Here is a 24,435-nt window from a genome sequence, read left to right as displayed (position 1 = left end):
CAAAACCTTCTAGTGCAGCGCGCCGCGCAGTTCCCAGAACAGGGCGCGACACTGCGGATAGCCCGAAGGGTTGTCGCCGTAGGGCTCCCACCGGATGAGATGTGCCAACCTAACTACAGCTATTGCAGCGTCGAAGTCGTCGCGGTCGCACGCCCCGCTGTAAATCACCTCGTAGCCGGTCCCCCTGTCGAAGTGGAACCGGGCGACGGCAAGCACATCAGGCAGGTCAACCACGATGTCGACGTCGCGCACGTGGTCCGTGATGTCCCGGTCGATGAGGTCGAACGCCTCGGCTAGCAACTCCGGCGATTCACGCAGCAAAGTTCCGGTATCTTGCGGCACTGCTCCCCTTCCCCCGTACCCTGCGATTTTCCGTCCGCCCCGCCTGTGTGATTGGGTGAAGATCATGATGATGAACAATCAATCCTAATCGACCACAAAGGAGGATCACCAGCAACCCCGACGTGTCCTAGATCACTTGCTCACGAGTCACGCGGCGGGCTTAGTCCGCGCGCGACTCGCCCAGTACCTCACAGTGTTGCGGTTGACGCCCAGCTTGACGGCCACGTCGCGGGAGGACGCGCCGAAGGCCAGCATCCTCACAGCCTCGCTCCGGGGATCGGCCACCGTGGGGCCCGCTTGCTCCGCAACCATCAGCGCCACAGCCTTCCGTGCAGCAATAATCGCCTTGTCGATCTGTTGGGCCTGAGCATCCCGAGCCCGCGTCACCCGCGCCATGCGGAACGGGTCAAATCGTCTCCGATCATCTCCGGACAGGCCACCGAACACCCCGTACTCGTGGCTCCACCCCTCCGCCCGACAGGCGTGATACCGGCTCAACGGGCAATCAAGACAACCATCCTTAGCGGCCTCCACATCGGCCGGCTTTTCACTCATCCACAGGTCCGGGTTGCGGTTACAGGCAGCAGTCACAACACCCCACAGTTTCCAAACCTAACCTTCGTCGGTTTAAGCAAGGGGCTCGATCTGTCCGGTTGTGCCGACCGAACAGGACCGCACCCCTCGTCTTGCGCTACAAACCTTAACATGCCCAACAGGTTCGTACAAGTGTTCGAGTCAACTTCGCTCCTAGACAACAAAAAGGGCCCCTTAGGGGGCCCTTTGTCGCATCTGTCCGCTTTAAGTCCTTACCGGCGTATCCGCCTCAACCCGGATGAGGCTGTCACCGTCCTCCGGACGGCGACGAGAGTAGAAAAACCCGCCTACCGTGCTACCCGGATTCGGGGCCATGTCAGGGTTGTAGCAAACCACAACGTCCTGATCTTTGACCTCAGACAGCCACTTATCAAGCATCCGCTTCTTAACCGGCGGAAGCACCTCCCCCTTTTGGGTACGGCCTAACAGCCGCAACATTTGGGCAGGAAAAGCGAAAGTGTGTTCACGCTTCACCCGCCAAGGGATCAACTCCTTATACCCAGGCGTCTTGCGGGTAAGATTCGCCTTCCGGAGGCGCATATAAACCGCCTGCTCAGACACCCCGTACTCGTTGGCGATATCCTTGTACGTCCAACCTTCACGGCGAAGACTATTCAAAATCTCATTATTGGGGAGTAGGCGAGGCGCAGGCATCCCTGATCCTTCCTCGTGTCGCATTAGGACATCCGTACGGTAAGTCTGCCCTAAAGTCCGATTCTTGTAAAGGTTCCCAACCTCAGTAACAACCGTACACCAGACCTAACCATGCCGCGAAGTGGGGTGCATGACACCTGACGCACCTGCTCAACAGATCGACGCCACCCGACCGCCAGCCCGACGGGTGACCGGGGTCACAGATCCCGGCCCCAGGGGTAGCGTCGCTGATCCGTTCACACGGCGGGGCCCCTGCCTCCAACGTTGGCGGGCAGGGACTCCACCGGCTAGGCCGGGACGCGTCCCGGCGGCGCTACTCAGGTTCGCTCAGCCGTCAGCAGGGGCGGCTGACTCATACCGACAGCCGCGTCAGGGTTGCCGCTCACCCTGACCGCCAGGTCCGGCGGCAGATACAGGCCGAGCTGTACGCCGTCCTCAATCGTTAGAGCAGCCGCACTATACCCGTCCGGTCGGTCGAACCGGCCAACACGTGCCACGCCTGCCGCCTTCATCGCTTCCACGCGAACCCCAGACGCGCGGAGCAAGGAACGCCTTCCTTCCGTGTCCGACGATCCCCAGACTTGCCGGTACGTCTGCCCGGTCGGGACGTACTCCCACCCGTCAGAACGGGACGGTCGGGAGGAAAGTTGTTCCCTCTGGCCTTCAAGAGCGGAGTACATTTCTCGGAATTCGGCCGTGCCCTGCTCGCCCCGGTAAAGACCGGCCTTCCGGTCTTCCCGAAGTTCTCTCATCCGTTCGTCAATGTCCACCAACTCAGCGGCGGTGTTGTCGCCGGGGACGAAAACCTTCCGAAGCACGTCCAGGTCCCCGACGATGGACAGCAACACGTCCCCGGCAAGTTGCTCAAGCCGTTCGGCTTTGGGGGCGCCAGCCCGACAGTTGTTGTCCTTTCGCGTTCTCCCCGAACAACGGTAGTAGCGATATTCCTGATTCCGTTCAGGCTTAACAGCCCAGTGGAAGTGAAGCACCTCCCCGCACAGCGGGCAAAAAACTGCACCGGAGAGCATAGCGTCCGACGCAACGCGGTACTTAGGTCGCTTCCTGCCGTTGATCGCGTCTTGAAGCGCGCCCCACTCTTCCTTTGAAATCAACGGCACACCCCGAAGAACTGGCTTAGCCTTGTCGTCACGAACAACCTTTCCATTGTCCGTGAGCCACCCGAGCAGCACCGGGTTTGCCAGCATCCTCCTAAGCGTCATGTCGGTCCATTGCTGCGGCGGCAACGGCTCTTTAGTCTCCCGATTCTTGCGCGGCTCCCCCATGTCACGCATGGCGGCGTGATCCCTCGGGGACAACAATCCCCGAGCGTTGAGGTCTTTGGCGATACTGGCGATGCTCGCGCCCTCAATAACACGCCGGACCACTTCTCGGAGAATCGGAGCACTCACGGGATCATGTTCTAGCTCCATCGGCCCCCGAGACGCACGCTGATAGCCATACGGCGTCAAGCCTCCGGTAGACCGCTTCTCTTTCCGCATTCGCTGGACTCTCGCCCGGCTACGCGACTTCATGCGCGCCAACTCCGCGCGGGCTAGCTCTGCCTTGATCACGAAGTTCAGCCGGAAGCCCTCCCCGTCGGCAGAATCAAGCCGATCGTCATAGCCGATCAGGCGGACCGGGGGACGAACCTCCTTCCCCGTGTCAGGGTCTTTGCCCTCAATGACGTCCAGGATGGTCGCAGCGACGTTGAGCCCTTCCCGGCTTAGCCGGTCAACGTGCCACGCAACCAGCACGTCAGCGCGGCCCTCAACGGCGTCCGCTAGCCATGCACGAAACTCCGAGCGGTTGCGGATAGCACCCGACTTGCCGTCGTCAACGTGTAGGGCTACTTCCGAAAACCCCCGGTCAGAACAAAGCCTCCGAAGATCATCAACCATGCCTTGCCGGCTCAGGTTCCGATCGTCGGAGGCTTTGGATAGCCGTACGTACAGGCTGGCACGCAGCCCGCGTAGCAGGTCAGTCGGAGTCATGCCCCGGCATCCTACCCTAGTTGTGCCAGCATCTCATCGGACACGTCGAAGTTCGCGAAGACGTTCTGCACGTCGTCGCAGTCCTCCAGGACGTCGATGAGCTTGAAGACCTTCCGGGCGCCCTCCTCGTCCAGCGGGACGTTGACGCTCGGGACCAGCGACGACTCGGCCGACTCGTACTCGATGCCGGCGTCCTGAAGGGCGGTACGCACCGCGATCAGGTCGGTCGGCTCGGAGACCACCTCGAACGCCTCACCGAGGTCGTTGACCTCCTCGGCGCCGGCGTCCAGGACGGCCAGCATCACGTCGTCCTCGGTGGTGCCGGTCTTCGGCACGATCACCACGCCCTTGCGGGAGAACAGGTACGACACCGAGCCGGCGTCGGCGAACGAGCCGCCGTTGCGGGTCAGCGCGGTGCGCACCTCGGTGGCGGCGCGGTTGCGGTTGTCGGTGAGGCACTCGATCAGCAGCGCGACCCCGTTCGGCCCGTACCCCTCATACATGATCGTCTGGTAGTCGGCGCCACCGGCCTCCAGGCCGGAGCCCCGCTTGACCGCGCGGTCGATGTTGTCGTTGGGGACGGAGTTCTTCTTGGCCTTCTGGATAGCGTCGTAGAGCGTCGGGTTGCCGGCCGGGTCGCCGCCGCCGGTACGCGCCGCGACCTCGACGTTCTTGATCAGCTTGGCGAACATCTTGCCGCGCTTGGCGTCGATGACGGCCTTCTTGTGCTTGGTGGTCGCCCACTTTGAGTGGCCGGACATCTCCTACCTCCGTCGTTACCCGTCGTCCGCATCGACCGCACCGCGCGCCTCGCTTCCACCGGCGCACACGGAGGGTGCCGGTCAGCTCTGGCGGAAGCCGTGGCGGGCAGCTGGCCCTGCCGAATCTCGGCAATCCTACCGGTGACCCGAGGGCGACTGTCAGCACCGCACGGCACCGACCGCCCCGCACGACCCAAAACGGGTGCAACGAGCGAACCCGGCATTATCCCCCGAAACCCGCGTTATCCGCCTCGGTGCACCCGGAGGCGCCCTGCCGCTCGCGGCGGGCGTCGAGCCCGGCTCGGTCGGTCCCGCGGAAACGACTCCCGCGGGACCGCGCACCGTTCCACACCCCGCGTCCGCCCGAGACGCCCGGACGCGCGACGCCCGCGTCAGCGGGTCGCGCGGACCAGATCCACGAAGTACGCGTGCAGGCGCCGGTCGCCGGTCAGCTCAGGGTGAAACGAGGTGGCCAGCAGACTGCCCTGGCGGACCGCGACGATCCGCCCGGCCACCGGCCCCTCAGTCACCCTACCGAGCACCTCGACGCCGTCGCCGACGCGCTCGACCCACGGTGCCCGGATGAACACCGCGTGGAACGGCCCCCCGTCGACGCCGGCCACGTCCACCGGCGCCTCGAACGAGTCGACCTGCCGCCCGAACGCGTTCCGCCGGACCGTCATGTCGATGCCGGCGAAGCCGCGCTGGTCGGGCCGGCCGTCGAGCACCTCGCCGGCCAACATGATCAGGCCGGCGCAGGAGCCGTAGACCGGCATGCCGCCGGCGATGCGCTTGTCGATGGGCTCGCGCAACTCGAAGATGTCGACCAGCTTGCTGATCGTGGTGGACTCACCGCCGGGAATCACGAGGCCGTCGACCGCGTCCAACTCCTCGCGGCGTCGGACCGGCCGGGCGTCCGCCCCAGCCGCGGCCAGGGCGGCGGCGTGCTCGCGGACGTCGCCCTGGAGGGCGAGCACACCGATGACGGGTGCGGTCACGTTCGCTCCTTCCGGAAGGGGCTCCGGCCGGCCGGAGCCCCTTCGACTCACATCACCAGCCGCGGTCGGCCAGGCGGTGCGGGACCGGGATGTCGTCGACGTTGATGCCGACCATCGCCTCACCGAGACCGCGGGAGACCTTGGCCAGCACGTCCGGGTCGTCGTGGAAGGTGGTCGCCTTGACGATCGCTGCGGCACGCTGCGCCGGGTTGCCGGACTTGAAGATGCCGGAGCCGACGAACACACCCTCGGCGCCGAGCTGCATCATCATCGCGGCGTCGGCCGGGGTGGCGATCCCGCCGGCGGTGAACAGCACCACCGGCAGCTGACCGGTCTCGGCGATCTCCTTGACCAGCTCGTACGGGGCCTGCAACTCCTTGGCGGCGACGTACAGCTCGTCCTCGGGCAGCGACTGGAGCCGACGGATCTCCTTGCGGATCCTGCGCATGTGGGTGGTGGCGTTCGAGACGTCACCGGTGCCGGCCTCACCCTTCGAACGGATCATGGCAGCGCCCTCGGTGATCCGGCGCAGCGCCTCGCCGAGGTTGGTCGCGCCGCAGACGAACGGGACGGTGAACGCCCACTTGTCGATGTGGTTCTCGTAGTCGGCCGGGGTCAGCACCTCGGATTCGTCGACGTAGTCGACTCCGAGGGACTGGAGGACCTGCGCCTCGACGAAGTGGCCGATCCGGGCCTTGGCCATGACCGGGATCGAGACCGCGCTGATGATTCCGTCGATCATGTCCGGATCGCTCATCCGGGACACGCCGCCCTGGGCGCGAATGTCGGCGGGTACCCGCTCCAGCGCCATCACCGCGACGGCACCGGCGTCCTCAGCGATCTTGGCCTGCTCGGGAGTGACCACGTCCATGATCACGCCGCCCTTGAGCATCTCGGCCATTCCCCGCTTGACGCGCGCGGTGCCGGTGACGGGGGCGGTGGTGGTGGTCTGGGCGGTGGTTTCGGGCACGGTTCATCGCTCCTAGAGACGTGCTCGGGGGTGGCTGCGGGGAAATGCTACGACGAGGTGAACGCGCGTCCGACGGCCAATCAGACCCACGGTGGACTGCACTGTGGCAGACGTCACCAGGCGGGTGCGTCGCTCCCGCTCAGCCGGTGGGCACGTCGGCGGGGGTGGTCAGCGTCGGGTCGTCGATGTCGAAGTATCGCGGCCAGGGGCTTCCTCGCCCCATCCGGAACAGCCGCACCAGGGGTCGGCTGCGCGCGGACCGGGCGTCCCGGACCAGGTCGGTGTGCACCTGCCGGGCCAGGGCCAGCCGCCGGCTCGCGGCGATGACGGCGTCGGTGCCCGGATCGACGGCGTCGAGCTGCACCGCGCGCAGCTGGTGGGTGAGGTCGTTCTCGGCTGCCTCGCGCTCGTCGGGGCCGGCGTCCAGCGCGGTCCGCGCCGCCGCGTACAGCTCGACGCCGTAGCGACGCTCGGCGAGCACCGCGGCAGCCGCCGCGCGGCGCAGCAGGTGGGCGTCGAGCGCGCGGGCAGCCAACTCCGCCCGGGCCTGCAACCGCTCGACCCGGCCGGCGGTCCAGATGAGGTACGCCGCCAGCAGCCCGACGACCAGCGTCGCGCCCACCAGCCACCACATGCCCGGCATCGTCGTGTCGCTCCGTTTCCCTCTCCGCTGGCCGCGGCCGGTCGACGCCCGGCCGCCACCGAATCACCGGCCCCGCCGGTCAGCTCAGCCCCACCCATTCCTGGTCGATGACCCGGCCGTCGGTGGCCTCGATCGCCGCTGCGTATACCTCCAGAACCCGGCGGGCAACCATCGGCCAGTCGAAGTTCGCCACCACCTGATCGCCACAGGCCGTCAGCACCTCCCGCGCGCCCGCGTCGTCGAGCAGGTCGACCAGGGCGCGTCGCAGCGCTGACGGGTCGCCGGTGCGGAACAGCCGGCCGGCCCGACCGCCGTCGAGCACCCGGCGGAACGCGTCGAGATCGCTGGCGACGACCGTGGTCCCCGCTGCGAGGGCCTCGGTGAGGATCATGCCGAACGACTCCCCACCGATGTTCGGCGCCACGTAGAGGTCGACGCTGCGCAGCATGCGCGCCTTGTCCCCCTCGGAGACCAGCCCGAGGAAGGTGACCCGCTCCCGCAGCTCGGCCGGGAACCTCTTGTACAGGTCGTCCGAGTCGCCGGGGCCGGCGACCAGCAACCGCAGTCCGGGGCGTTCCGGCGCGAGCCGCACGAACGCGTCCCGGAGCACCGGGAAGCCCTTGCGGGCCTCGGTGAACCGGCCGAGGAAACCGATCGCGCCACCGTGCCCCGGCGCGCACTCCCCCGGCCAGCCGGGCAGCGGCTCGGCGCCGGTGAACTTCGCCACAGCCACCCCGTTGGGAATCTCCACCGCCCCGCCGTCCATGTGCTCGACCTGCACCTTGCGGGCCAGGGCGCTGACCGCGATCCGGGCGGTGATGCGCTCCAGCACGATCTGGAGCACGCCCTGCGCGGCGGCGAGAACCCGGGAGCGGGTCATCGCGGTGTGGAAGGTGGCCACCACCGGCCCGCGCGCGGAGAGCACGGCGAGCATGGAGAGGCTCAGGGTCAACGGCTCGTGCACGTGCAGAACGTCGAAGTCCCCCCGCGTGATCCAGCGGCGGACCCGGGCCGTGGAGACCGGGCCGAACGCGATCCGCGCCACCGAGCCGTTGTACGGCAGCGGCACCGCCCGCCCGGCCGGCACCAGGTACGGCGGTAGCGGGGAGTCCTCGTCGGCCGGGGCGAGAACGCTGACCTCGTGCCCCAGCCCGATCAGCGCCTCGGCGAGGTCCATCACGTGGTTCTGCACGCCGCCCGGCACGTCGAAGGAGTACGGGCACACGATGCCGATCCGCACGTTGGCGCCCTCTCCCTCAGACCTGTCCGGTGGTCGGCGGGGGCTGGGCCGCGTCGTCCGGAGAGGCGCGTTGGTCCAGCCATATCCGCTGCAACATGTGCCAGTCTTCCGGATGTCGGGCGATGCCCGCCGCCAGACCGTCGGCGATCCGCTGGGTCAGCACCCGGGTGCGCACGTCCATCGGTCCCTCCCGCGGGCCGGGCACGGGCAGCGGCCCCTCGATCGACGCGCACGCGGCGTCCGGCTCATACCACAGCGAGGCGACGTAGAGAGGCGCACCGGTGTGCAGTGCCAACAGCGCTGGGCCGGGCGCCATCCGGATGGGGGAACCGAAGAAGTCAACCTCCACGCCGCGCACCGAGAACACTCGGTCGGCGAGCAGCGCGACGACCGCACCGGACCGGAGCCGGTCGGCCAGCACGTCGAAGGTCGGCCGCGACCCGCCCTGGGTGGGCAGGATCTCCATCCCGAGGTTGCGCCGGAACGCGAGGAAGTGCTGGTACACGGCTTCGGGCCGGAGCCGCTCGGCGACCGTGGCGATCGGCCAGCCCATCGCCGCTACCCATGCCCCGGCGGTGTCCCAGTTCCCGGCGTGCGGCAACGCCACGACCGCTCCCCGGCCCGCGGCCATGTCGGCGGCCAGCATCTCCTCGCCGTCCAGCCGGAATCCGGCGAGGATCTCCGCCCGGTCGAGCGCCGGTAGGCGGAACGCTTCCATCCAGTACCGGGCGTATGATCGCAGGCCGGCCCGGACCAGGTCGTCCAGCTCGGCATCGGGCACGGCGGGACCGACGACGCGGCGCAGGTTGGCACGAAGCCGGGCCGTAGCCGGGCCGCCTCGACGATAGGCGCGGTCCGCGCCCGCCCGGAAGGCCGCGGCCACGACCGGTCGGGGCAACGCGCGGACGACGCGCCACCCGGCGAGATAACCCAGCTCGGTGAGGTTCACCGGCGCCGGCCCCGCGCGGCCATCACCCCTGCCCGCCCGGCGCGGTGGGGACGTGCTGGGACTGCCGGTACACATGGGCCATCCGCTGGCCCACCGTGAAGATCGACACAGCCGCGAGCAGCCAGAGCGCGATCTCCAGGGCCGGGTCGACTCCCAGACCGGTGAGCAGGCCGCCGACGCCGACGATGAGCAGCCGTTCGGTGCGCTCGGCGATGCCCACGTTGCAGGTCATGCCGAGCCCTTCGGCGCGGGCCTTTCCGTAGGAGACGAGCCCACCGGCGGCCAGACAGACCAACGCGGCGGCGACGCCCGACTCCTGCTGCTGGGTGGCCAGCCAGTACGCCACCGCGCCGAAGACGGCGCTGTCGGCGACACGATCCATGCTTGAGTCGAGGAACGCCCCGAACCGGGTGGAGCCGCCGCTCATCCGGGCCATCGTCCCGTCGAGCAGGTCGGTGAGCGCGAAGACCGTCACGATCAGCGCGCCGGCGACGAGGTCGCCGCGGGCACCGAACCCGAGCGCGCCGACGAGCACGCCGAGGGTGCCCGTCACGGTGACCGCGTTGGGAGTGACGCCCGCCCGGAGCAGGCGGCGCGCGAGCGGCTCGACGACGCGGGTCATGCCCGCGCGGGCCGTCACTTGGAAGATCTTCGCCATGGCGGTCCCACGATAACGGTCCCCGGCCAGCGACGACACGGCTCCTCCGGCGACCCGCCCGGCGAAGGCTTGTGCCGCGCGGGACAGCGGGTGTCTGATCGAGCGAGGACCGGTGAGCCAGCTCACCGATCCGCCAGTCCCGTTCCCGCTTGGCAGCAGACCACCGGAGGATATCGCCGCGCACCCGCCCGGGCCGCTCCTCGCGCGCGGCGGTCGCCACCAACCACCGGCTGAGGGAGGTGCGCCCGATGGCGCAGAAGAGTCAGGACAAGGGGGTCACCGGCGGCGTGCCGGTGGTGACCAGCCCCGGCACGGTCCGCAACGTGGTGCTCGTCGGTCACTCGGGGGCCGGCAAGACAACCCTGGTCGAGGCGCTGCTCGCGGCAACCGGCACGACCGGCCGGGCCGGAAGCGTCGCCGACGGCACGACGGTCTGCGACCACGACCCCGCCGCCGTCCGGCAACAGCGGTCGGTGAGCCTGGCCTGCGCGCCCCTGACGCACGACGGGATCAAGGTCAACCTGCTGGACACCCCCGGGTACGCCGACTTCGTCGGTGAGCTGCGCGCCGGGCTGCGGGCCGCCGACGCCGCGCTCTTCGTCGTTTCCGCCGTCGACGGGATGGACGCCGCCACCGCCGCGCTGTGGGAGGAGTGCGCCGCCGTCGATCTGCCCCGCGCCGTCGCGATCGCCCGACTGGACCACCCGCGGGCGGACTTCGACGAGGCGGTGGCACTCTGCCAGCGGGTCTTCGGCGACAACGTGCTCCCGCTCTATCTGCCGATGCTCGGCGATGACGGTGTCTCCACCGCCGGCCTGCTCGGGCTCATCACCCGTCGGGTCTTCGACTACACCGTCGGTCTCCCGGCGGATGTGCGGGACCCCGATCCGGAGCACCTGCCGGCGATCGCCGAGTCCCGCAACGAGCTGATCGAGGGGATCATCGCCGAGAGCGAGGACGAAACCCTCATGGACCGGTACCTCGAGGGCGAGGAGATCGGCACCGACATCCTCGTCGAGGACCTGGAGAAGGCCGTCGCCCGCGGCCACTTCTACCCGGTCGTGCCGGTCTGCGCCGAGACCGGGGTGGGACTCGACGCGCTGCTGGAGGTGCTCACCGCCGGCTTCCCGTCGCCGCTGGAACACGAGTTGCCGGCGGTGACCGGGGTGGACGGCACACCCTGCCCGCCGCTGACCTGCGACCCGGACGGGCCGCTGATCGCCGAGGTGGTCAAGACCACCATCGATCGGCACGTCGGGCGGGTCTCCCTGGTCCGGGTCTTCTCCGGCACCCTGCGCCCGGAGCTGACCGTGCACGTCTCCGGGCACGGCATGGCCGACCGCGGCCACCCCGACCACGACGCCGACGAACGGGTGGGGCACATCTACTCGCCGCTCGGCGCGACGCTGCGGGAGGTGGGCGCCTGCGTCGCCGGTGACATCTGCGCGATCACCAAGTCGGGCAGCGCCGAGACGGGCGACACCATCTCCGCGAAGGACACCCCGTTGCTGATCGAGCCGTGGGAGATGCCGGAACCGCAACTACCGGTGGCCATCGTGGCCCGTAGCCGCTCCGACGAGGACACGCTGGCCCGCAACCTCGCCCGGCTGGTCGCCGGCGACCCCACCCTGCGGCTGGACCGCAACCCGGAGACCCACCAGCTGGTGTTGTGGTGCATGGGCGAGGCGCACGCGGACGTTGTGCTGGAGCGGCTGCGCACCGGCGGGGTGGAATTGGACACCGAGCCGGTGCGGGTCGCGCTGCGCGAGACGTTCACCGTGCCGGCCAAGGGACACGGCCGGCACGTCAAGCAGTCCGGCGGCCACGGACAGTACGCGGTCTGCGACATCGAGGTCGAACCGTTGCCCCGCGGCACCGGCTTCGAGTTCGTCGACCGGGTGGTGGGCGGCGCCGTCCCGCACAACTACATCCCGTCGGTGGAGAAGGGCGTCCGCGCCCAGCTGGAGCGCGGCCTGGTGGTCGGCTACCCCGTCGTGGACCTACGGGTGACCCTGTTCGACGGCAAGGCGCACAGCGTCGACTCGTCCGACGCGGCGTTCCAGACCGCCGGGGCGCTGGCGCTCAAGGACGCGGCCGAGAAGGGCCAGCCGGCGCTGCTGGAACCGGTCGACGAGGTGGTCATCCAGGTGCCCGACTCGTCGGTCGGCGCGGTGATGGGTGACCTGTCCGGCCGTCGCGGCCGGGTCCTCGGCACCGAGCCGGACACCGACGCCCAGGGTCGCACGCTGGTGCGGGCCGAGGTGCCGGCGACGGAGCTGCTCCGGTACGCGGTGGAGCTGCGCTCGATGACGTCCGGCACCGGCACCTTCCGCCGCGCGTTCGTCCGCTACGACCCCATGCCCACCCACCTGGCCGACCAGATCCGCAAAGAGCACACCTGACCCCTCCCCTGCCACAACGTTCGGGACAGACGAGCGCACGCTCTCGACGAACGAACGGCCGTCCCGCGCCGGGCGGCCACTCGTTCGGGAAAATGGGGCCGCCTTCAGGGCAAGCGGCGTCCGGCACGCGAACGGGTCAGGGGCGGGCTGTGGGGATGGTGGGGCTCGGCCGGTAGGGGCGGTCGACTTCGCGCCGGGCCGCCGTGCGCAGGGCCGCCAACTGACGTTCGACCTCGGCGAACTGGTCCGGCGGGAGCGGGCCCCGGGCCAGCGCCGCCGCGTTCTCCTCGACCTGGGCGACCGTCCGGCAACCGGGAATCGGGATCGGACGGTCACTGCGCGCCCAGATCCAGCCCAGCGCGCCCTGTGCCAGGGTCCGGCCGTCGGCGGTCAGGGCCGCCCGCACGGCGCCTACCCGGCGCAGCCACTCCGGAGCCGGCCGCCCACCCCGGAACCACTCCAGCCAGCCGGGCGCGTGCCCGCGCAGGTCGTCGCGGGGCAGCGTGGAGCCGGTCGTGTACTTGCCGGTGAGCAGACCCATCCCGAGCGGACCCCGGGCGACGCTGGCGAGGTCGTACTTGTCACAGACGGCGAGCAGGTCCGGCGCGTCCCGCAGCACCGACAGGGTGTGCTGCACGGCGGTCGCGCCCCGGGCGCCCTGTCCCCACGCCGCGGCACGGTCCGTCCGGTCGGTGCTCCAGCCGTAGGCGCGGACCAGCCCGTCGGCGACCAACTCCTCCAACGCACCGACCAGGTCCTCCGCGCGCGGCACCGGGAGGTCGCCCAGGTGCAGCTGGTAGAGGTCGATGCGGTCGGTGTCGAGCCGCCGCAGCGAGTCGGTCACCGCCCGTCGCAGGTACGCCGACGAGGCGTCCTCCCCCGTCGCCTGCCGGGACACCTCGTCGAACGTGTAGCCCCACTTCGTTGCGACGACCGCCTCGTCCCGCCGCCCGGCGAGGGCCCGGCCGAGAATCCGCTCCGAGTGCCCCGCCCCGTACGTGTCGGCGGTGTCGAAGAGGGTCACGCCCTCGTCGAGGGCCCGGCGTACCGCCCGGACGGACTCGTCGTCGTCGACGACGCCCCAGCCCAACGGCTGGGCTCCCTCGGCCCACGGGCCACCGATCGCCCAGCACCCCATGCCCAGGGCGCTCACCTCGATGCCGCTGCGACCCAGCGTCCGCGTCATGACTGCCATCGAGGCATCCTGTCATCTCCCGCCCGCGGGAGGGACGACCCACGCGGCCCGCGCCGAATCGGTCGACGCCCAGGGCACCAGCCCCGGCACACAGGCCGTCACCGGGCACAGCGGAGGCCCAGGCACCTCCCCGCCGCTTGGCCGCCAGCCGCGCCGGAGCGCACGTCCGCGCGCAGATCGCCGTCGGCGTGCGGTGGTCGGGGTCAGCGGGGCCAGGCGCGCGCCAGTAGTTCCCGGGTGTCCCCCAACAGCTGGGGCAGGACCTTGGTCCGGCCGATCACCGGCATGAAGTTGGCGTCCCCACCCCACCGGGGCACCACGTGCTGGTGCAGATGCGCGGCGATGCCGGCGCCGGCCACGCCGCCCTGGTTCATACCGACGTTGAAGCCGTGCGCGCTGCTGACCTTCCGGACCACCCGCATGGCGGTCTGGGTGAACGCGGCCAGCTCGGCCGTCTCCGGACCGTCCAGGTCGGTGTAGTCGGCCACGTGCCGGTAGGGGCAGACCAACAGGTGCCCTGGGTTGTACGGGTAGAGGTTGAGCACCACGAAGACGTGCTCACCGCGCGCGACGACGAGACTGTCCGGCTGCGGGCGGCCGGGCGCGAGACAGAACGGGCAGCCGCCCGGCTTCTCGTACCCGCCCTCGGGCCGGTCCCCGCCCGAGATGTACGTCATCCGGTGCGGTGTCCAGAGCCGATCCAGGCCGTCCGCCATGGCATTGGTGTCCGTGTGTCCCTCCGCCCCAGTCACAGCAGCGATCCTACGACCCGACGGCGGGCACCGCCGACCCGCACCGTGCCGTACCGGTGTGGGCGGGCGCCGGTGCGGGCGGTGTCGACAGGCGCCCCTTCGGCTGCCGGCAGGCGCCGACGAGGGCCTTCCTCACCCCTCGGCGGCGCTGGGGCCGGTGTTGCTGCGGGAGGTGACCACGTCGAGGATGTGCCTGACCGCTTCGGCCATCGGCACACCGTTGCGCTGCGAGCCGTCCCGATACCGGAACGACACGGTGCCCGCCGCCACGTCGTCGTCACCGGCGATCACCATGAACGGGATCTTCTGCTGCTGGGCGGTGCGGATCTTCTTCTGCATCCGGTCGTCACCGGTGTCGACCTGGGCCCGGATACCCTCGGCGCGCAGCGCGGCGACGAACCCGTGCAGGTAGTCGGTGTGGTCGTCGCGGATCGGGATGCCGACCACCTGAACCGGGGCGAGCCAGGCCGGGAAAGCGCCCGCGTAGTGCTCGGTGAGCACGCCGAAGAATCGCTCGATCGAGCCGAACAGCGCCCGGTGGATCATCACCGGCCGCTGTCGGGACCCGTCCGCGGCCTGGTACTCCAGGTTGAACCGCTCCGGCAGGTTGAAGTCGACCTGGATGGTGGACATCTGCCAGGTCCGGCCGATGGCGTCCTTGGCCTGCACCGAGATCTTCGGTCCGTAGAACGCCGCCCCGCCCGGGTCGGGCACCAGGTCCAGACCGGACTCCTCGGCGGCCGAGCGCAGCGCCTCGGTGGCCCGTTCCCAGCTCTCGTCAGTACCGACCGACTTGTCCGGGTTACGGGTGGACAGCTCGAGGTAGAAGTCATCCAGGCCGTAGTCACGCAGCAGGTCGAGCACGAAGGAGAGCAGCGACTTCAGCTCGCCCGCCATCTGCTCCTGCGTGCAGTAGATGTGCGCGTCGTCCTGGGTCATGCCACGTACCCGGGTCAGTCCGTGCACGACACCGGACTTCTCGAACCGGTAGACCGAGCCGAACTCGAACAACCGAAGCGGCAGCTCTCGGTAGGACCGCCCCCGCGACCGGAAGATCAGGTTGTGGAACGGGCAGTTCATCGGCTTGAGGTAGTAGTTTGCGCCCTCCATCTCCATGGGCGGGTACATGCCGTCGGCGTACCACTGGAGATGCCCGGAGGTCTCGAAGAGCTGCCCCTTGGTGATGTGCGGGGTGTTGACGAACTCGTACCCCGCCTCCTCGTGCCGGCGCCGCGAGTAGTTCTCCAGTTCGCGGCGGATGATGCCGCCCTTGGGGTGAAAGACCGCGAGGCCGGAGCCGATCTCGTCGGGGAAGCTGAACAGGTCGAGGTCTGCGCCGAGCTTGCGGTGGTCGCGCCGCGCGGCCTCCTCGAGGAGTCTCAGGTACGCCTTCAGCTCGTCGCGCGTCGGCCACGCGGTGCCGTAGACCCGCTGGAGTTGCGGGTTCTTCTCCGAACCGCGCCAGTACGCGGCGGCGGAGCGCATCAACTTGAACGCTCCGATCAGCCGGGTGTTCGGCAGGTGCGGGCCCCGACAGAGGTCGGACCAGCAGACCTTGTCCTCACCCGCGGCGAGGTTGTCGTAGATGGTCAGCTCGCCGCCGCCGACCTCCATCACCTCGTCGGTATCCAGTCCCTCGCCCTTGACGTCGATCAGCTCGAGCTTGAACGGCTCACCGGCCAACTCGGTCCTCGCCTCGTCCAGGCTGTGGAAACGCCGCCGGCGGAACCGCTGACCCGACTTGACGATCTCCTGCATCCGCTTCTCGAGCTTCGCCAGGTCCTCCGGCTGGAACGGCTTGTCCACGGCGAAGTCGTAGTAGAAGCCGTTCTCGATCGGTGGACCGATGCCGAGCTTCGCCTCCGGGAAGACGTCCTGCACGGCCTGGGCCAGCACGTGCGCGGTGGAGTGGCGCAGCACGTTCAGCCCGTCCGGGGTGTCGATGGCCACCGGCTCGACCTCAATGTCGACCGCCGGTCGCCAGTCCAGGTCACGGAGCTGGCCCTGCGCGTCGCGGACCACCACGATCGCCTTGGCGCCACCGGTGGGAAGGCCGGCCGCCGTCACCGCGTCGGCCGCCGTGGTCCCGGCGGCCACGACGACGGGGTCGGCCACGACGGGGATACGGGGTGCGGACACGCTGACTCCTCACGGCAGGCGGTACGGATGCTGCCGATGCTATCGGTCGCCCCGCCCCGCACTGCCCGCGGTGCGCGGAAGGGCCACCCCTTGGCGCCGCGGCGGTGGCGGGGTCCCCGGTTGCGACCGCTGGGTGGGTTGAACCTTTCCGTTCTCGCATCCGAACTACCGGGTGTGGCCGGAGCCGGTTCCGGCCGCGTGGCGCACGGATGGGGATGACGATGGGAAGGACGCGTGAGCGGTACCGCCGGGTCGGGACACTCGTCGCCGTGGCCTCGGGCGCGGTGCTGGCCTGGCCCGGCACGGCGTACGCGGCGGACGTGACGGTCGCGCCGACGCAGGCCCGGCAGGGCGACGCGGTGAAGGTGGAGTTCGTGGTGCCACCGGAACGGGCGGGCACCACGACCGAACAGATCGAGATCAGGTTGCCCGTCGACGCCCCGATCGCCGAGGTCTACCCGATGTCGGTCGACGGCTGGGCGCCCCGGATCGCCATGCGTGACCTCGACCGGCCGATCGCCGGTATCCACTCCTCCGACGTCAACCAGGTCACCAGCGCGGTGACCTGGTTCCGCATGCCCGGCTCACCCGCCGGACCGGCCCGGCTCGTCCTGTCGATGGGCCCGCTGCCGCGGGTCGAACGGCTGACCTTCGAGGTGCGCCAGACGTACGCCGACGGCACGGTGGTGCGGTGGTCGGGCCCGACCGGGGAGAAGGCGGCGCCGGCGCTCACCCTGCTGCCGCCCCTGCCGGGCGCACCGCAGGGCGGCCACGCCGGGCACGGCACGGCGGCGGGCGCGCCGGCCGGGCCGGGCGCACCGGGGTCGCGTGCCGACACACCGCCCGCCGGCGGCGACACCGACGGGCTCCTCGTCGCCGGCCTGCTCGCGGGCTTGGGCGGTGGTGTGGCGGGCGGCTGGCTGCTCAGCCGCTGGCGCCGACGGGAGCCGTCGGACGAGCGGAGCGAGCTGCGCGCGGTTCTCGACGGCGACCCGCCGGCCGCGACGGCATCCGAGCCGGTCGACCGTGAGCCGGCGGCGGCCCGCTGACGGGGTCAGGGCAGCCAGTCGGGCAGTGCCTCACGGGCGTCGAGCCACGGGACCGGCACCCCACCCGGGGTGCCGACCCCGGTGTACGCGGCGACCACCGCCCCGACGATCGCGGCGGTGGTGTCCACGTCCCCACCCGCCTCCACGCAGGCGCGGATGGCCGCCGGGTAGTCCTCGAGGTGCCTGGCGGCAACCCAGCAGGTGAAGGCGACGGTGTCCTGTGCCGTGACCCGGGAGCCGTTACCCAGCGCGTCCACCACCTCCGGCAGGGGACGGCCGAGCAGTCCGGCGGCCCGCCGCACGCCGCGGTTCACCGCGCTGGCCGGGTCGAGCGCGGCCGCCACCCCGGCGAGCAGCCGGTCCGGTTCGGGGCGGTGACCGTCCAGCCGGGCACGGGCGGACAGCGACGCGGCCACCGCGACGGCGACCGCGCCGGCGACGCCCTCCGGGTGGGCGTGGGTGACCTCGGCCGACGCTCGGGCCTGCGCCGCTGCCCGGGCGGTGGAGTCGGCGAAGTACGCGCCCAGCGGGCCGACCCGCATCGCGGCCCCGTTGCCACAGGAACCCTCCCCGTCGAAGGCCGACGCGGCGGCCGCCGGCCAGGGGGTGCCGGTGCGGATCAGCCGCAGGATGGTGACCGCACCCGGGCCGTACCCCCGGTACGGCTCGCAGCGCTCGGCGAACGCGACAGCGAGCGCGTCCCGGTCGATCCGCCCGGCCCCGGCGAGGGCGTCGACCACGGAGCAGGCCATCTCGGTGTCGTCGGTCCAGGCCCAGGGCGGGGGCGGGAGTCGACCGGCGGCCAGGTCAGCGGGGCTCCGGCCGGGAACGAAGAACTGGGAGCCGAGGGCGTCGCCGACCGACAGTCCGGCCAGCGACTCCCGGGCCAGCGCGATCCGGGTGTCGGCGAAGAGCGTGAAGGACATCGTTCCACCAGCTTGCCGGCCGGGCCGGCACGTCGCAACGCGGGCGGGCCGGCCGCGCGCCGGGCTGCCGCGGGATCCGGTACAGCCGGATCGTGGGCCCGAGCCGGGCACACCACGGCAGCCATCCAGCTACGCCGATCGAGCACCGACGCCGCGTGCCCGCCCCCGACGCACCGGCCGCCGTGTCAACGGCAGTAGGGTCATCGGGTGGCCACCGTGCTCCTGGTCGAAGACGACCATGTTGTCCGCGGCGCGATGCTGCGTTCCCTCGCCGACCGGGGGCACGCGGTGCACGCCGTCGGCACCGCACTGGAGGCGCTACGCCGGGTCGCGGCCGAGACCCCGGACCTCGTGGTACTCGACCTGGGTCTGCCCGATCTCGACGGCTCGGACGCGCTGCGGATGTTGCGCGGCATCACCGACGTGCCGATCATCATCGCCACGGCTCGCGACGACGAGCAGTCCGTGGTCCGGCTACTGCGCGCGGGCGCCGACGACTACATGGTCAAGCCGTTCACCGGGGCGCACCTGGACGCCCGGATCACCACCGTACTGCGCCGCGCCGGCCGGGCCAGCCGGACGGTCCAGCCGGCCGTGCACGTCGTCGGCGGTCTCCGGGTGGACTCCGGGGAGCGCAGCGCCCACCTCGACGGCGAGCCCCTGGCGCTGACCCGCAAGGAGTTCGACCTGCTGGCGTATCTCGCCGCACGGCCGGGCCGGGTAGTGTCCCGCCGGGAGCTCTTGGAGGAGGTATGGCGGCAACCGTCGGTCGGCGAGGACCAGACCATCGACGTTCACCTCTACTGGCTGCGCCGCAAAATGGGCGAGTCCGCGGCGAAGCCACGCTACCTGCGCACCGTGCGGGGGGTGGGCTTCCGGCTGGTGGCGCCGGACTGAGGCGGACGCTGGCCCTGGTCACGGTCACCATGTGCACCCTGGTCGCGGTCGCGTTCCTGGTGCCGCTCACCTCGGCCCTCGGCGACCGCGCCCGCGAGGACGCGATCGCCGACGCGGCCCGACGCAGCGCGCTTGTCACCGGCGCCCTCGCCGTGAGTACGGCGCCCGAGGTGGTCGAGCGGGCAGTTTCGGCCAGCGGGGACGACCCGGCCGCCCGGCCGGTCGTCCACGGGCTGGACGGGGCGACGTCCGGGGGGCGGGCCGGCGCCGTCGACCTGGAACGCGCCCGGACGGGAGGCCGGTCGGTCGTCGTCGACGTCGACGGCGGTGTGGTACGACTCGACCCGGTGGTGCTCGGCGATCGGACGGCGGTGGTCGAGGTCTTCGTGCCCGATTCCGCGCTCTCCGCCGGGGCCGGCGGCTACTGGCTTCTGCTGCTGGGCGTGACGGTCGCCCTCGTCGGCGCAGCGGTGCTGATCGTGGATCGGGTGGCGGCCCGCGTCGTGGAGGCGGCTCGTTGCCTGGTCCGGTCCGCGCTCGCCCTCGGCGGCGGCGATCTCAGCGTCCGGGTGGAACCGACCGGGCCACGGGAACTGGCCGAGGCCGGGCACGCGTTCAACCGGATGGCGGAGCGGCTCGTCGCGGCCCGCGCCGACGAGCGGGAGCTGGTCGCAGACCTGTCGCACCGGCTACGGACGCCGCTGACCGCGCTGCGCCTCGACGCCGAGGCGCTGGAGCCCGACGACACCAGCATCGGGACGTTCAGCGACGCCGAGCTGGACCGCCGGCGCGGGATCCGGCGGATCCGGCAGGCGATCGTGACCCTGGAGAGCGAGGTCGACCAGCTCATCAAGACCACCCGGAAGGCGGTCACCCAGGAGACCGTGCCGGCGATGTGCGACGTGAGCGAGGTGGTCCGGGAGCGGATGGTGTTCTGGTCCGCCCTGGCCGGGGACCAGAACCGCCCGCACCGGGTGTTCGGCGCGCAGCTGCGCATCCCGGCACCGGTGCCCCGCGCCGAGCTGGCCGCCGCGCTGGACGCGGTGATCGGCAACGTCTTCCGGTACACCCCGCAGGGCACCGCGTTCGAGGTGGTGGTCTCGCGGCGGGACGGGTATGTGGCGATCCGGGTCGACGATGCCGGACCGGGCATCACGGAGCCGGACCGGGCACTGCGCCGTGGCGCGAGCGACCGGGGTTCGACCGGTCTCGGGCTGGACATCGCCAAGCGGGTGGCGTTGCAGGCCAGCGGGTCGGTCAGCATCGACCGGGCGCGACTGGGCGGGGCGAGCGTGATCATGCTGCTGGCCGATCCGGAGGCGGCACCACGGCAGGTCAGCCGGTTCGGGCTGGTGGGCCGGATGGCCCGGGACGTCCGCGACCAGAAGGGCGGCCGTCGGTGGCCCCGGCAGCGCCCCGACGCCCGCTGAGCCCCGTCGGGCTGTTGGCCGGCACAAGTCTTCCTTAGATCCGGGTTAACCCCGCGGACGTGCGGGTGCGGAACTGCCAGGATCGAGGCACGAACCCCATCAGCTCCACCGACCCACGCACCCGCGGTCGGTGGAGCCGTGCGCGCGGCGGGAGACACGGTTCCCCCCACCCACTCCCGCCGCGCGCCCCCTCCCCCAACACGCGGTACGTGGCCGTGCGGTCCCGGACGTGGACATCGTGGCCCCGACGCGGGGGCCACGATCCCGTCGCCGTCGGCGACGGTGCGCTGCCCCGAAGTCAGCGCGGGGCGCTCGCCAGGTAGGTGTCGATCTCGTCGACGAGGCGTTGCTTCGCCGTCGGTTCGAGAAACGAGGCGGTCACCGCGTTGCGGGCCAGCGCGGCCAGCCCCGCCGGGTCGAGGTCGAGCAGGCGGGCCGCCACCGCGTACTCGTCGTCGAGGGTGGTGCCGAACATCGGCGGGTCGTCGGAGTTGATGGTGACCAGCAGCCCGGCCGCGACCAGCCGGGGCAGCGGGTGGTCCTCGATGCGCGCCACCGCCCGGGTGCGCACGTTGGAGGTGGGGCAGACCTCCAAAGCGATCTGCCGCTCGGCCAGGTACGCGAGCAGCTGCGGGTCGCCGACGGCGGCGATGCCGTGGCCGATCCGATCCGCACCGAGGTCGCGCAGCGCGTCCCAGACGGTCTGCGGGCCGGTGGTCTCGCCGGCATGCGGGACCGAGCGCAGGCCGGCCGCGCGGGCCTGGTCGAAGTAGGGCGCGAACTGCGGCCGGGGCACGCCGATCTCCGGGCCGCCCAGCCCGAAGCTGATCAGCCCGTCGGGGCGCTCCTCCAGGCAGATCCGCAGGGTCTCCTCGGCCGCCGGCAGACCGGCCTCGCCCGGGATGTCGAAGCACCAGCGCAGCTGGATGCCGAAGTCCGCCTCGGCTCGCTTGCGCGCGTCCTCGATCGCCTCGCAGAACGCCGGGGCGGGGATACCCCGGCGCACGTGGGAGTACGGGGTGACGGTCAGCTCGGCGTAGCGGACCTGCTGCCGGGCCAGCTCGCGGGCGACCTCGTGGGTGAGGATCCAGACGTCCTCCGGATCCCGGATCAGGTCCACCACACTGAGGTAGACCTCGATGAAGTGCGCGAAGTCGCGGAAGGCGAAGTAGTCGGCAAGCGCGGCGGGGTCGGCCGGGACGGGGCTACGTCCCTCGTGGCGGGCGGCCAACTCGGCGACGATCCGGGGCGAGGCGGAGCCGACGTGGTGCACGTGCAGCTCCACCTTGGGCAGTCCGGCGACGAAGGTGGGCAGGTCGGTCACTGTTTCTCCTCTACAGGGGCGCCGGTGCGGGCCACGAAGAAGACGCGTCGGAACGGGAAGTACACCTGCCCCTGCCGTACCGGGTACGCCTCGGCGAGCCGTACGCCCAGCTCGGCCCGGAAGTCGGACCAGTCGGCGGCGGGCAGAGCGGCGCGGATCGGGCGCAGCGCGGTCCCTTCCAGCCAGCTCAGGACCGGATGGTCGGTGTCGACCGGGGCCGGAAGCAGATGCACGTACGTAGTTTCCCAGGCGTCCACCGCGCAGCCGGCGGCGGTCAGCAGCTGCGCGTAGCCGGCGGCGTCGTCGACGGTGGTCTTCCGCAGCAGCGGTGCGAGAGTGTCCCGCCAGGCGGGGCGGGCGGCGACCGCGCGCAGCGCCCGGTGGGAAGGCTCGTCGACGTTCCCCGGCACCTGCACGGCGAGCCAGGCCCTGGCGGGCAGCTCGCGGGCCCAGCGGACGAGCAGGTCGCGGTGGCCGGGCACCCACTGGAGCACCGCGTTGCTGATGACGACGTCGGTGTCCGGCCCGGGGTGCCAGTCTCGAACGTCGGCGAGGGCGAAGTCCACCGGGCTGTCCAGGGCGACGGCGCGGGCGATCATCTCGGCCGACGAGTCGAGGCCGGTCAGCCGGCTGTCCGGCCACCGGTCGACGAGGGTGGCGGTCAGCGTGCCCGGACCGCAGCCGAGGTCGACGACCGCGCGGGGCCGGGCGGCGGAGACGCGGGCGAGCAGCTCGTGGAACGGGCGCGATCGCTCGTCGCCGAAGCGCAGGTACGTCGTTGGATCCCACATGACCATCTCCCAAACCGTACGTTCGTTTTGTTAAGACTACGACCGGCCGCGCGCCCCGGCAAGCGAATCACTAGGCTCGGGGCGTGGAGCAGCGCACCTTCCCCCGGTTGGGACGGACCGCCGGTGTGATCGGGCTGGGCGCCTGGCAACTCGGTGCGGACTGGGGCACCGTCGGCGAGGACGACGCGATGGCCGTCCTGGCCGCCGCCATCGACTCGGGGAGTTCCTTCCTGGACACCGCCGACGTCTACGGCGACGGCCGCAGCGAACAGCTGATCGGGCGGTTCCTGCGCACCCGGCCCGACGCCGTCCCCACGGTGGCCACCAAGATGGGTCGCCGCGCCGCGCAGACGCCGGAGGCGTACTCCCTGGCGCGGTTCCGGGAGTGGACCGACCGTTCTCGGCGCAACCTCGGCGTCGATACGCTGGACCTGGTGCAGCTGCACTGCCCACCGACCCCGGTCTTCGCCGACGACGCGATCTTCGACGCCCTCGACACGCTGGTCGCCGAGGAACGGATCACCGGTTACGGGGTGAGCGTGGAGACCTGCGACGAGGCGCTCACCGCGATCGCGCGCCCCGGCGTGGCGAGCGTACAGATCATCCTCAACGCGCTGCGACACAAGCCGCTGGAGCGGGTGCTGCCGGCGGCCACCGCCGCCGGGGTCGGAATCATCGCCCGGGTGCCGCTCGCCAGCGGGCTGCTCTCCGGCCGGTACGACGAGCGCACCACCTTCGCCCCCGACGACCATCGCAGCTACAACCGGCACGGCGAGGCGTTCGACGTGGGCGAGACCTTCTCCGGTGTCGACTTCGCCCTCGGCCTGGCGGCCGTCCGGCGGCTCGCGCCGCTGGTCGGCCCGGGCCGCACGATGGCACAGTTCGCGCTGCGCTGGGTCGTCGATCAGCCGGGCGTCACCGTGGTGATCCCTGGTGCCCGCGACGCGGCCCAGGCCCGGGCCAACACCGCCGTAGCCGGCCAGCCGCCACTGTCCGACCAGGACCGGACCGTCATCGCCGAGGTGTACGACGAACTGGTCCGGCTGCAGGTGCACGACCGATGGTGAGGCGGGCGGGGAGAAACGAGGAGGGCAACACGATGAAGGGCTGGCTGCCACTCACCCTCGGTCTGCTGGCCGTGGTGTTCGGTGCACTCTGGACGGTTCAGGGGCTCGGGTACGTCGAAAGTAGCGTGATGAGCGGCGTACGGCTCTGGGCCTTCGTCGGCCCGGTCGTCGCGCTCGCCGGGCTGGTCGTGCTCTGGCTCGGGCTGCGCGCCCGCAACCGGCGCTGACCGGGCGCGCACCCGGCTGGCTCGTCGACCGCCCGGCAGAGGGAAACCCCGCGTCCCGGGGGTGGGACACGGGGTTTCGCATCGGATCCGAGGCCGGATCACCCACTGGCCGACGTTGCCGGCCAGCAGCACTCAGAGGGGGCGGACCTGCTCGGCCTGCGGGCCCTTCTGGCCTTGGGCGATCTCGAACTCCACCCGCTGGTTCTCCTCCAGCGTGCGGTAGCCGCTGGTCTGGATGGCCGAGAAGTGGACGAACACGTCAGCACCCCCGCCGTCGACGGTGATGAAGCCGAAGCCCTTGTCAGCGTTGAACCACTTCACGGTTCCCTGCGCCATGTGTATCTCCTTCTAAAACTGGCGGCCGAGCACGCCGTGCGGCCGGTTGGCCGTTTTCGAGCAGCGGCGCCTGAGGCGGCCCCCGGTGAAGGAGACTTCT

At 71.0% G+C, this 24,435-nt stretch carries 23 protein-coding genes; 6 read left to right on the top strand and 17 right to left on the bottom strand.

Features of this window, described 5'->3' with window-relative positions:
- Positions 1–9: 9 nt before the first annotated feature.
- From QTQ03_RS01990 to pgsA, 10 genes are all read right to left on the bottom strand, one after another.
- Positions 10–420, bottom strand: coding sequence for a hypothetical protein (locus QTQ03_RS01990; RefSeq protein ID WP_289276444.1), 411 nt, complete (start codon positions 418–420; stop codon positions 10–12).
- A gap of 69 nt (positions 421–489) precedes the next feature.
- A complete protein-coding gene (locus tag QTQ03_RS01985) occupies positions 490–933 on the bottom strand; it encodes a WhiB family transcriptional regulator (RefSeq protein WP_289276443.1) in 444 nt (147 codons plus the stop codon).
- Between the two features lie 974 nt (positions 934–1,907).
- Complete coding sequence (locus QTQ03_RS01980; protein WP_289276442.1) at positions 1,908–3,581, bottom strand: recombinase family protein; 1,674 nt, start codon at positions 3,579–3,581, stop codon at positions 1,908–1,910.
- A gap of 11 nt (positions 3,582–3,592) precedes the next feature.
- Positions 3,593–4,342, bottom strand: a complete 750-nt coding sequence (locus tag QTQ03_RS01975; protein ID WP_289276441.1) for a YebC/PmpR family DNA-binding transcriptional regulator — start codon at positions 4,340–4,342, stop codon at positions 3,593–3,595.
- Between the two features lie 392 nt (positions 4,343–4,734).
- Positions 4,735–5,340 (bottom strand): pyridoxal 5'-phosphate synthase glutaminase subunit PdxT, encoded by a 606-nt coding sequence (pdxT, locus tag QTQ03_RS01970; protein WP_289276440.1) that lies wholly within the window; start codon positions 5,338–5,340, stop codon positions 4,735–4,737.
- Between the two features lie 52 nt (positions 5,341–5,392).
- A complete protein-coding gene (gene pdxS, locus QTQ03_RS01965; RefSeq protein WP_289276439.1) occupies positions 5,393–6,310 on the bottom strand; it encodes a pyridoxal 5'-phosphate synthase lyase subunit PdxS in 918 nt (305 codons plus the stop codon).
- 139 nt (positions 6,311–6,449) lie between these two features.
- Positions 6,450–6,953 carry a hypothetical protein gene (locus QTQ03_RS01960; RefSeq protein ID WP_289276438.1) on the bottom strand — a complete coding sequence of 168 codons (504 nt, stop codon included), beginning with the start codon at positions 6,951–6,953 and terminating at the stop codon, positions 6,450–6,452.
- Between the two features lie 79 nt (positions 6,954–7,032).
- Positions 7,033–8,193, bottom strand: a complete 1,161-nt coding sequence (locus QTQ03_RS01955) for a glycosyltransferase family 4 protein (protein ID WP_289276437.1) — start codon at positions 8,191–8,193, stop codon at positions 7,033–7,035.
- A gap of 16 nt (positions 8,194–8,209) precedes the next feature.
- Entirely contained in the window at positions 8,210–9,142 is a 933-nt protein-coding gene (locus tag QTQ03_RS01950; RefSeq protein WP_289276436.1) for a phosphatidylinositol mannoside acyltransferase, read from the bottom strand.
- Positions 9,143–9,164: 22 nt separating this feature from the next.
- Positions 9,165–9,800, bottom strand: a complete 636-nt coding sequence (gene pgsA, locus QTQ03_RS01945; protein WP_289276435.1) for a phosphatidylinositol phosphate synthase — start codon at positions 9,798–9,800, stop codon at positions 9,165–9,167.
- Between the two features lie 248 nt (positions 9,801–10,048).
- Between pgsA and QTQ03_RS01940 the strand changes: the two genes are divergently transcribed.
- Positions 10,049–12,202: an elongation factor G-like protein EF-G2 gene (locus QTQ03_RS01940; protein WP_289276434.1), complete on the top strand. Its 2,154-nt coding sequence runs from the start codon at positions 10,049–10,051 to the stop codon at positions 12,200–12,202.
- Between the two features lie 136 nt (positions 12,203–12,338).
- Here QTQ03_RS01940 and QTQ03_RS01935 read toward each other — a convergent pair whose 3' ends face one another.
- From QTQ03_RS01935 to thrS, 3 genes are all read right to left on the bottom strand, one after another.
- Entirely contained in the window at positions 12,339–13,397 is a 1,059-nt protein-coding gene (locus tag QTQ03_RS01935) for an aldo/keto reductase (protein ID WP_289276433.1), read from the bottom strand.
- A gap of 203 nt (positions 13,398–13,600) precedes the next feature.
- Entirely contained in the window at positions 13,601–14,113 is a 513-nt protein-coding gene (locus QTQ03_RS01930; protein ID WP_289280631.1) for an HIT family protein, read from the bottom strand.
- A gap of 168 nt (positions 14,114–14,281) precedes the next feature.
- Positions 14,282–16,288 carry a threonine--tRNA ligase gene (thrS, locus tag QTQ03_RS01925; RefSeq protein ID WP_289276432.1) on the bottom strand — a complete coding sequence of 669 codons (2,007 nt, stop codon included), beginning with the start codon at positions 16,286–16,288 and terminating at the stop codon, positions 14,282–14,284.
- A 221-nt stretch (positions 16,289–16,509) separates the two neighbouring features.
- Here thrS and QTQ03_RS01920 point away from each other — a divergent pair, with 221 nt between their 5' ends.
- A complete protein-coding gene (locus QTQ03_RS01920; protein ID WP_289276431.1) occupies positions 16,510–17,337 on the top strand; it encodes a DUF1775 domain-containing protein in 828 nt (275 codons plus the stop codon).
- 5 nt (positions 17,338–17,342) lie between these two features.
- Here the strand turns inward: QTQ03_RS01920 and QTQ03_RS01915 are convergent, their stop codons facing one another.
- Positions 17,343–18,263, bottom strand: coding sequence for an ADP-ribosylglycohydrolase family protein (locus QTQ03_RS01915; RefSeq protein WP_289276430.1), 921 nt, complete (start codon positions 18,261–18,263; stop codon positions 17,343–17,345).
- A gap of 207 nt (positions 18,264–18,470) precedes the next feature.
- Here QTQ03_RS01915 and QTQ03_RS01910 point away from each other — a divergent pair, with 207 nt between their 5' ends.
- Positions 18,471–19,160 (top strand): response regulator transcription factor, encoded by a 690-nt coding sequence (locus QTQ03_RS01910; RefSeq protein ID WP_289276429.1) that lies wholly within the window; start codon positions 18,471–18,473, stop codon positions 19,158–19,160.
- A gap of 29 nt (positions 19,161–19,189) precedes the next feature.
- The gene (locus tag QTQ03_RS01905; protein WP_289276428.1) at positions 19,190–20,590 is read left to right on the top strand and encodes a HAMP domain-containing sensor histidine kinase; all 1,401 of its coding nucleotides are present in this window, start codon (positions 19,190–19,192) and stop codon (positions 20,588–20,590) included.
- A gap of 298 nt (positions 20,591–20,888) precedes the next feature.
- Here QTQ03_RS01905 and QTQ03_RS01900 read toward each other — a convergent pair whose 3' ends face one another.
- Positions 20,889–21,914 (bottom strand): adenosine deaminase, encoded by a 1,026-nt coding sequence (locus QTQ03_RS01900; RefSeq protein WP_289276427.1) that lies wholly within the window; start codon positions 21,912–21,914, stop codon positions 20,889–20,891.
- Positions 21,911–22,705 carry a trans-aconitate 2-methyltransferase gene (locus tag QTQ03_RS01895; RefSeq protein WP_289280630.1) on the bottom strand — a complete coding sequence of 265 codons (795 nt, stop codon included), beginning with the start codon at positions 22,703–22,705 and terminating at the stop codon, positions 21,911–21,913. The genes QTQ03_RS01900 and QTQ03_RS01895 overlap by 4 nt, the downstream gene beginning before the upstream one ends.
- Positions 22,706–22,788: 83 nt before the next feature.
- On the opposite strand from QTQ03_RS01895, the gene QTQ03_RS01890 reads away from it, so the two are divergent.
- Together QTQ03_RS01890 and QTQ03_RS01885 are read left to right on the top strand one after the other, a co-directional pair.
- Positions 22,789–23,772, top strand: coding sequence for an aldo/keto reductase (locus tag QTQ03_RS01890; RefSeq protein ID WP_289276426.1), 984 nt, complete (start codon positions 22,789–22,791; stop codon positions 23,770–23,772).
- Positions 23,766–23,999, top strand: coding sequence for a hypothetical protein (locus tag QTQ03_RS01885; RefSeq protein ID WP_289276425.1), 234 nt, complete (start codon positions 23,766–23,768; stop codon positions 23,997–23,999). The genes QTQ03_RS01890 and QTQ03_RS01885 overlap by 7 nt, the downstream gene beginning before the upstream one ends.
- 132 nt (positions 24,000–24,131) lie before the next feature.
- Here the strand turns inward: QTQ03_RS01885 and QTQ03_RS01880 are convergent, their stop codons facing one another.
- Positions 24,132–24,335, bottom strand: a complete 204-nt coding sequence (locus QTQ03_RS01880) for a cold-shock protein (RefSeq protein WP_011905669.1) — start codon at positions 24,333–24,335, stop codon at positions 24,132–24,134.
- Positions 24,336–24,435: the final 100 nt, after the last annotated feature.

It is taken from the genome of Micromonospora sp. WMMA1363 (assembly GCF_030345795.1).
Classification (GTDB): Bacteria; Actinomycetota; Actinomycetes; order Mycobacteriales; family Micromonosporaceae; genus Micromonospora.
Note: the sequence above shows the minus strand (reverse complement) of the source record. Positions and strands in the feature narration are given on the sequence as shown.

Coding starts and splice junctions, on each gene's coding strand:
- QTQ03_RS01980 (WP_289276442.1), bottom strand. CDS start 3,581: ATGACTCCGACTGACCTGCTACGCGGGCTGCGTGCCAGCCTGTACGTA.
- QTQ03_RS01975 (WP_289276441.1), bottom strand. CDS start 4,342: ATGTCCGGCCACTCAAAGTGGGCGACCACCAAGCACAAGAAGGCCGTC.
- QTQ03_RS01960 (WP_289276438.1), bottom strand. CDS start 6,953: ATGCCGGGCATGTGGTGGCTGGTGGGCGCGACGCTGGTCGTCGGGCTG.
- pgsA (WP_289276435.1), bottom strand. CDS start 9,800: ATGGCGAAGATCTTCCAAGTGACGGCCCGCGCGGGCATGACCCGCGTC.
- QTQ03_RS01940 (WP_289276434.1), top strand. CDS start 10,049: ATGGCGCAGAAGAGTCAGGACAAGGGGGTCACCGGCGGCGTGCCGGTG.
- QTQ03_RS01935 (WP_289276433.1), bottom strand. CDS start 13,397: ATGGCAGTCATGACGCGGACGCTGGGTCGCAGCGGCATCGAGGTGAGC.
- QTQ03_RS01930 (WP_289280631.1), bottom strand. CDS start 14,113: ATGGCGGACGGCCTGGATCGGCTCTGGACACCGCACCGGATGACGTAC.
- QTQ03_RS01920 (WP_289276431.1), top strand. CDS start 16,510: ATGGGAAGGACGCGTGAGCGGTACCGCCGGGTCGGGACACTCGTCGCC.
- QTQ03_RS01915 (WP_289276430.1), bottom strand. CDS start 18,263: ATGTCCTTCACGCTCTTCGCCGACACCCGGATCGCGCTGGCCCGGGAG.
- QTQ03_RS01905 (WP_289276428.1), top strand. CDS start 19,190: ATGTGCACCCTGGTCGCGGTCGCGTTCCTGGTGCCGCTCACCTCGGCC.
- QTQ03_RS01895 (WP_289280630.1), bottom strand. CDS start 22,705: ATGTGGGATCCAACGACGTACCTGCGCTTCGGCGACGAGCGATCGCGC.
- QTQ03_RS01885 (WP_289276425.1), top strand. CDS start 23,766: ATGGTGAGGCGGGCGGGGAGAAACGAGGAGGGCAACACGATGAAGGGC.
- QTQ03_RS01880 (WP_011905669.1), bottom strand. CDS start 24,335: ATGGCGCAGGGAACCGTGAAGTGGTTCAACGCTGACAAGGGCTTCGGC.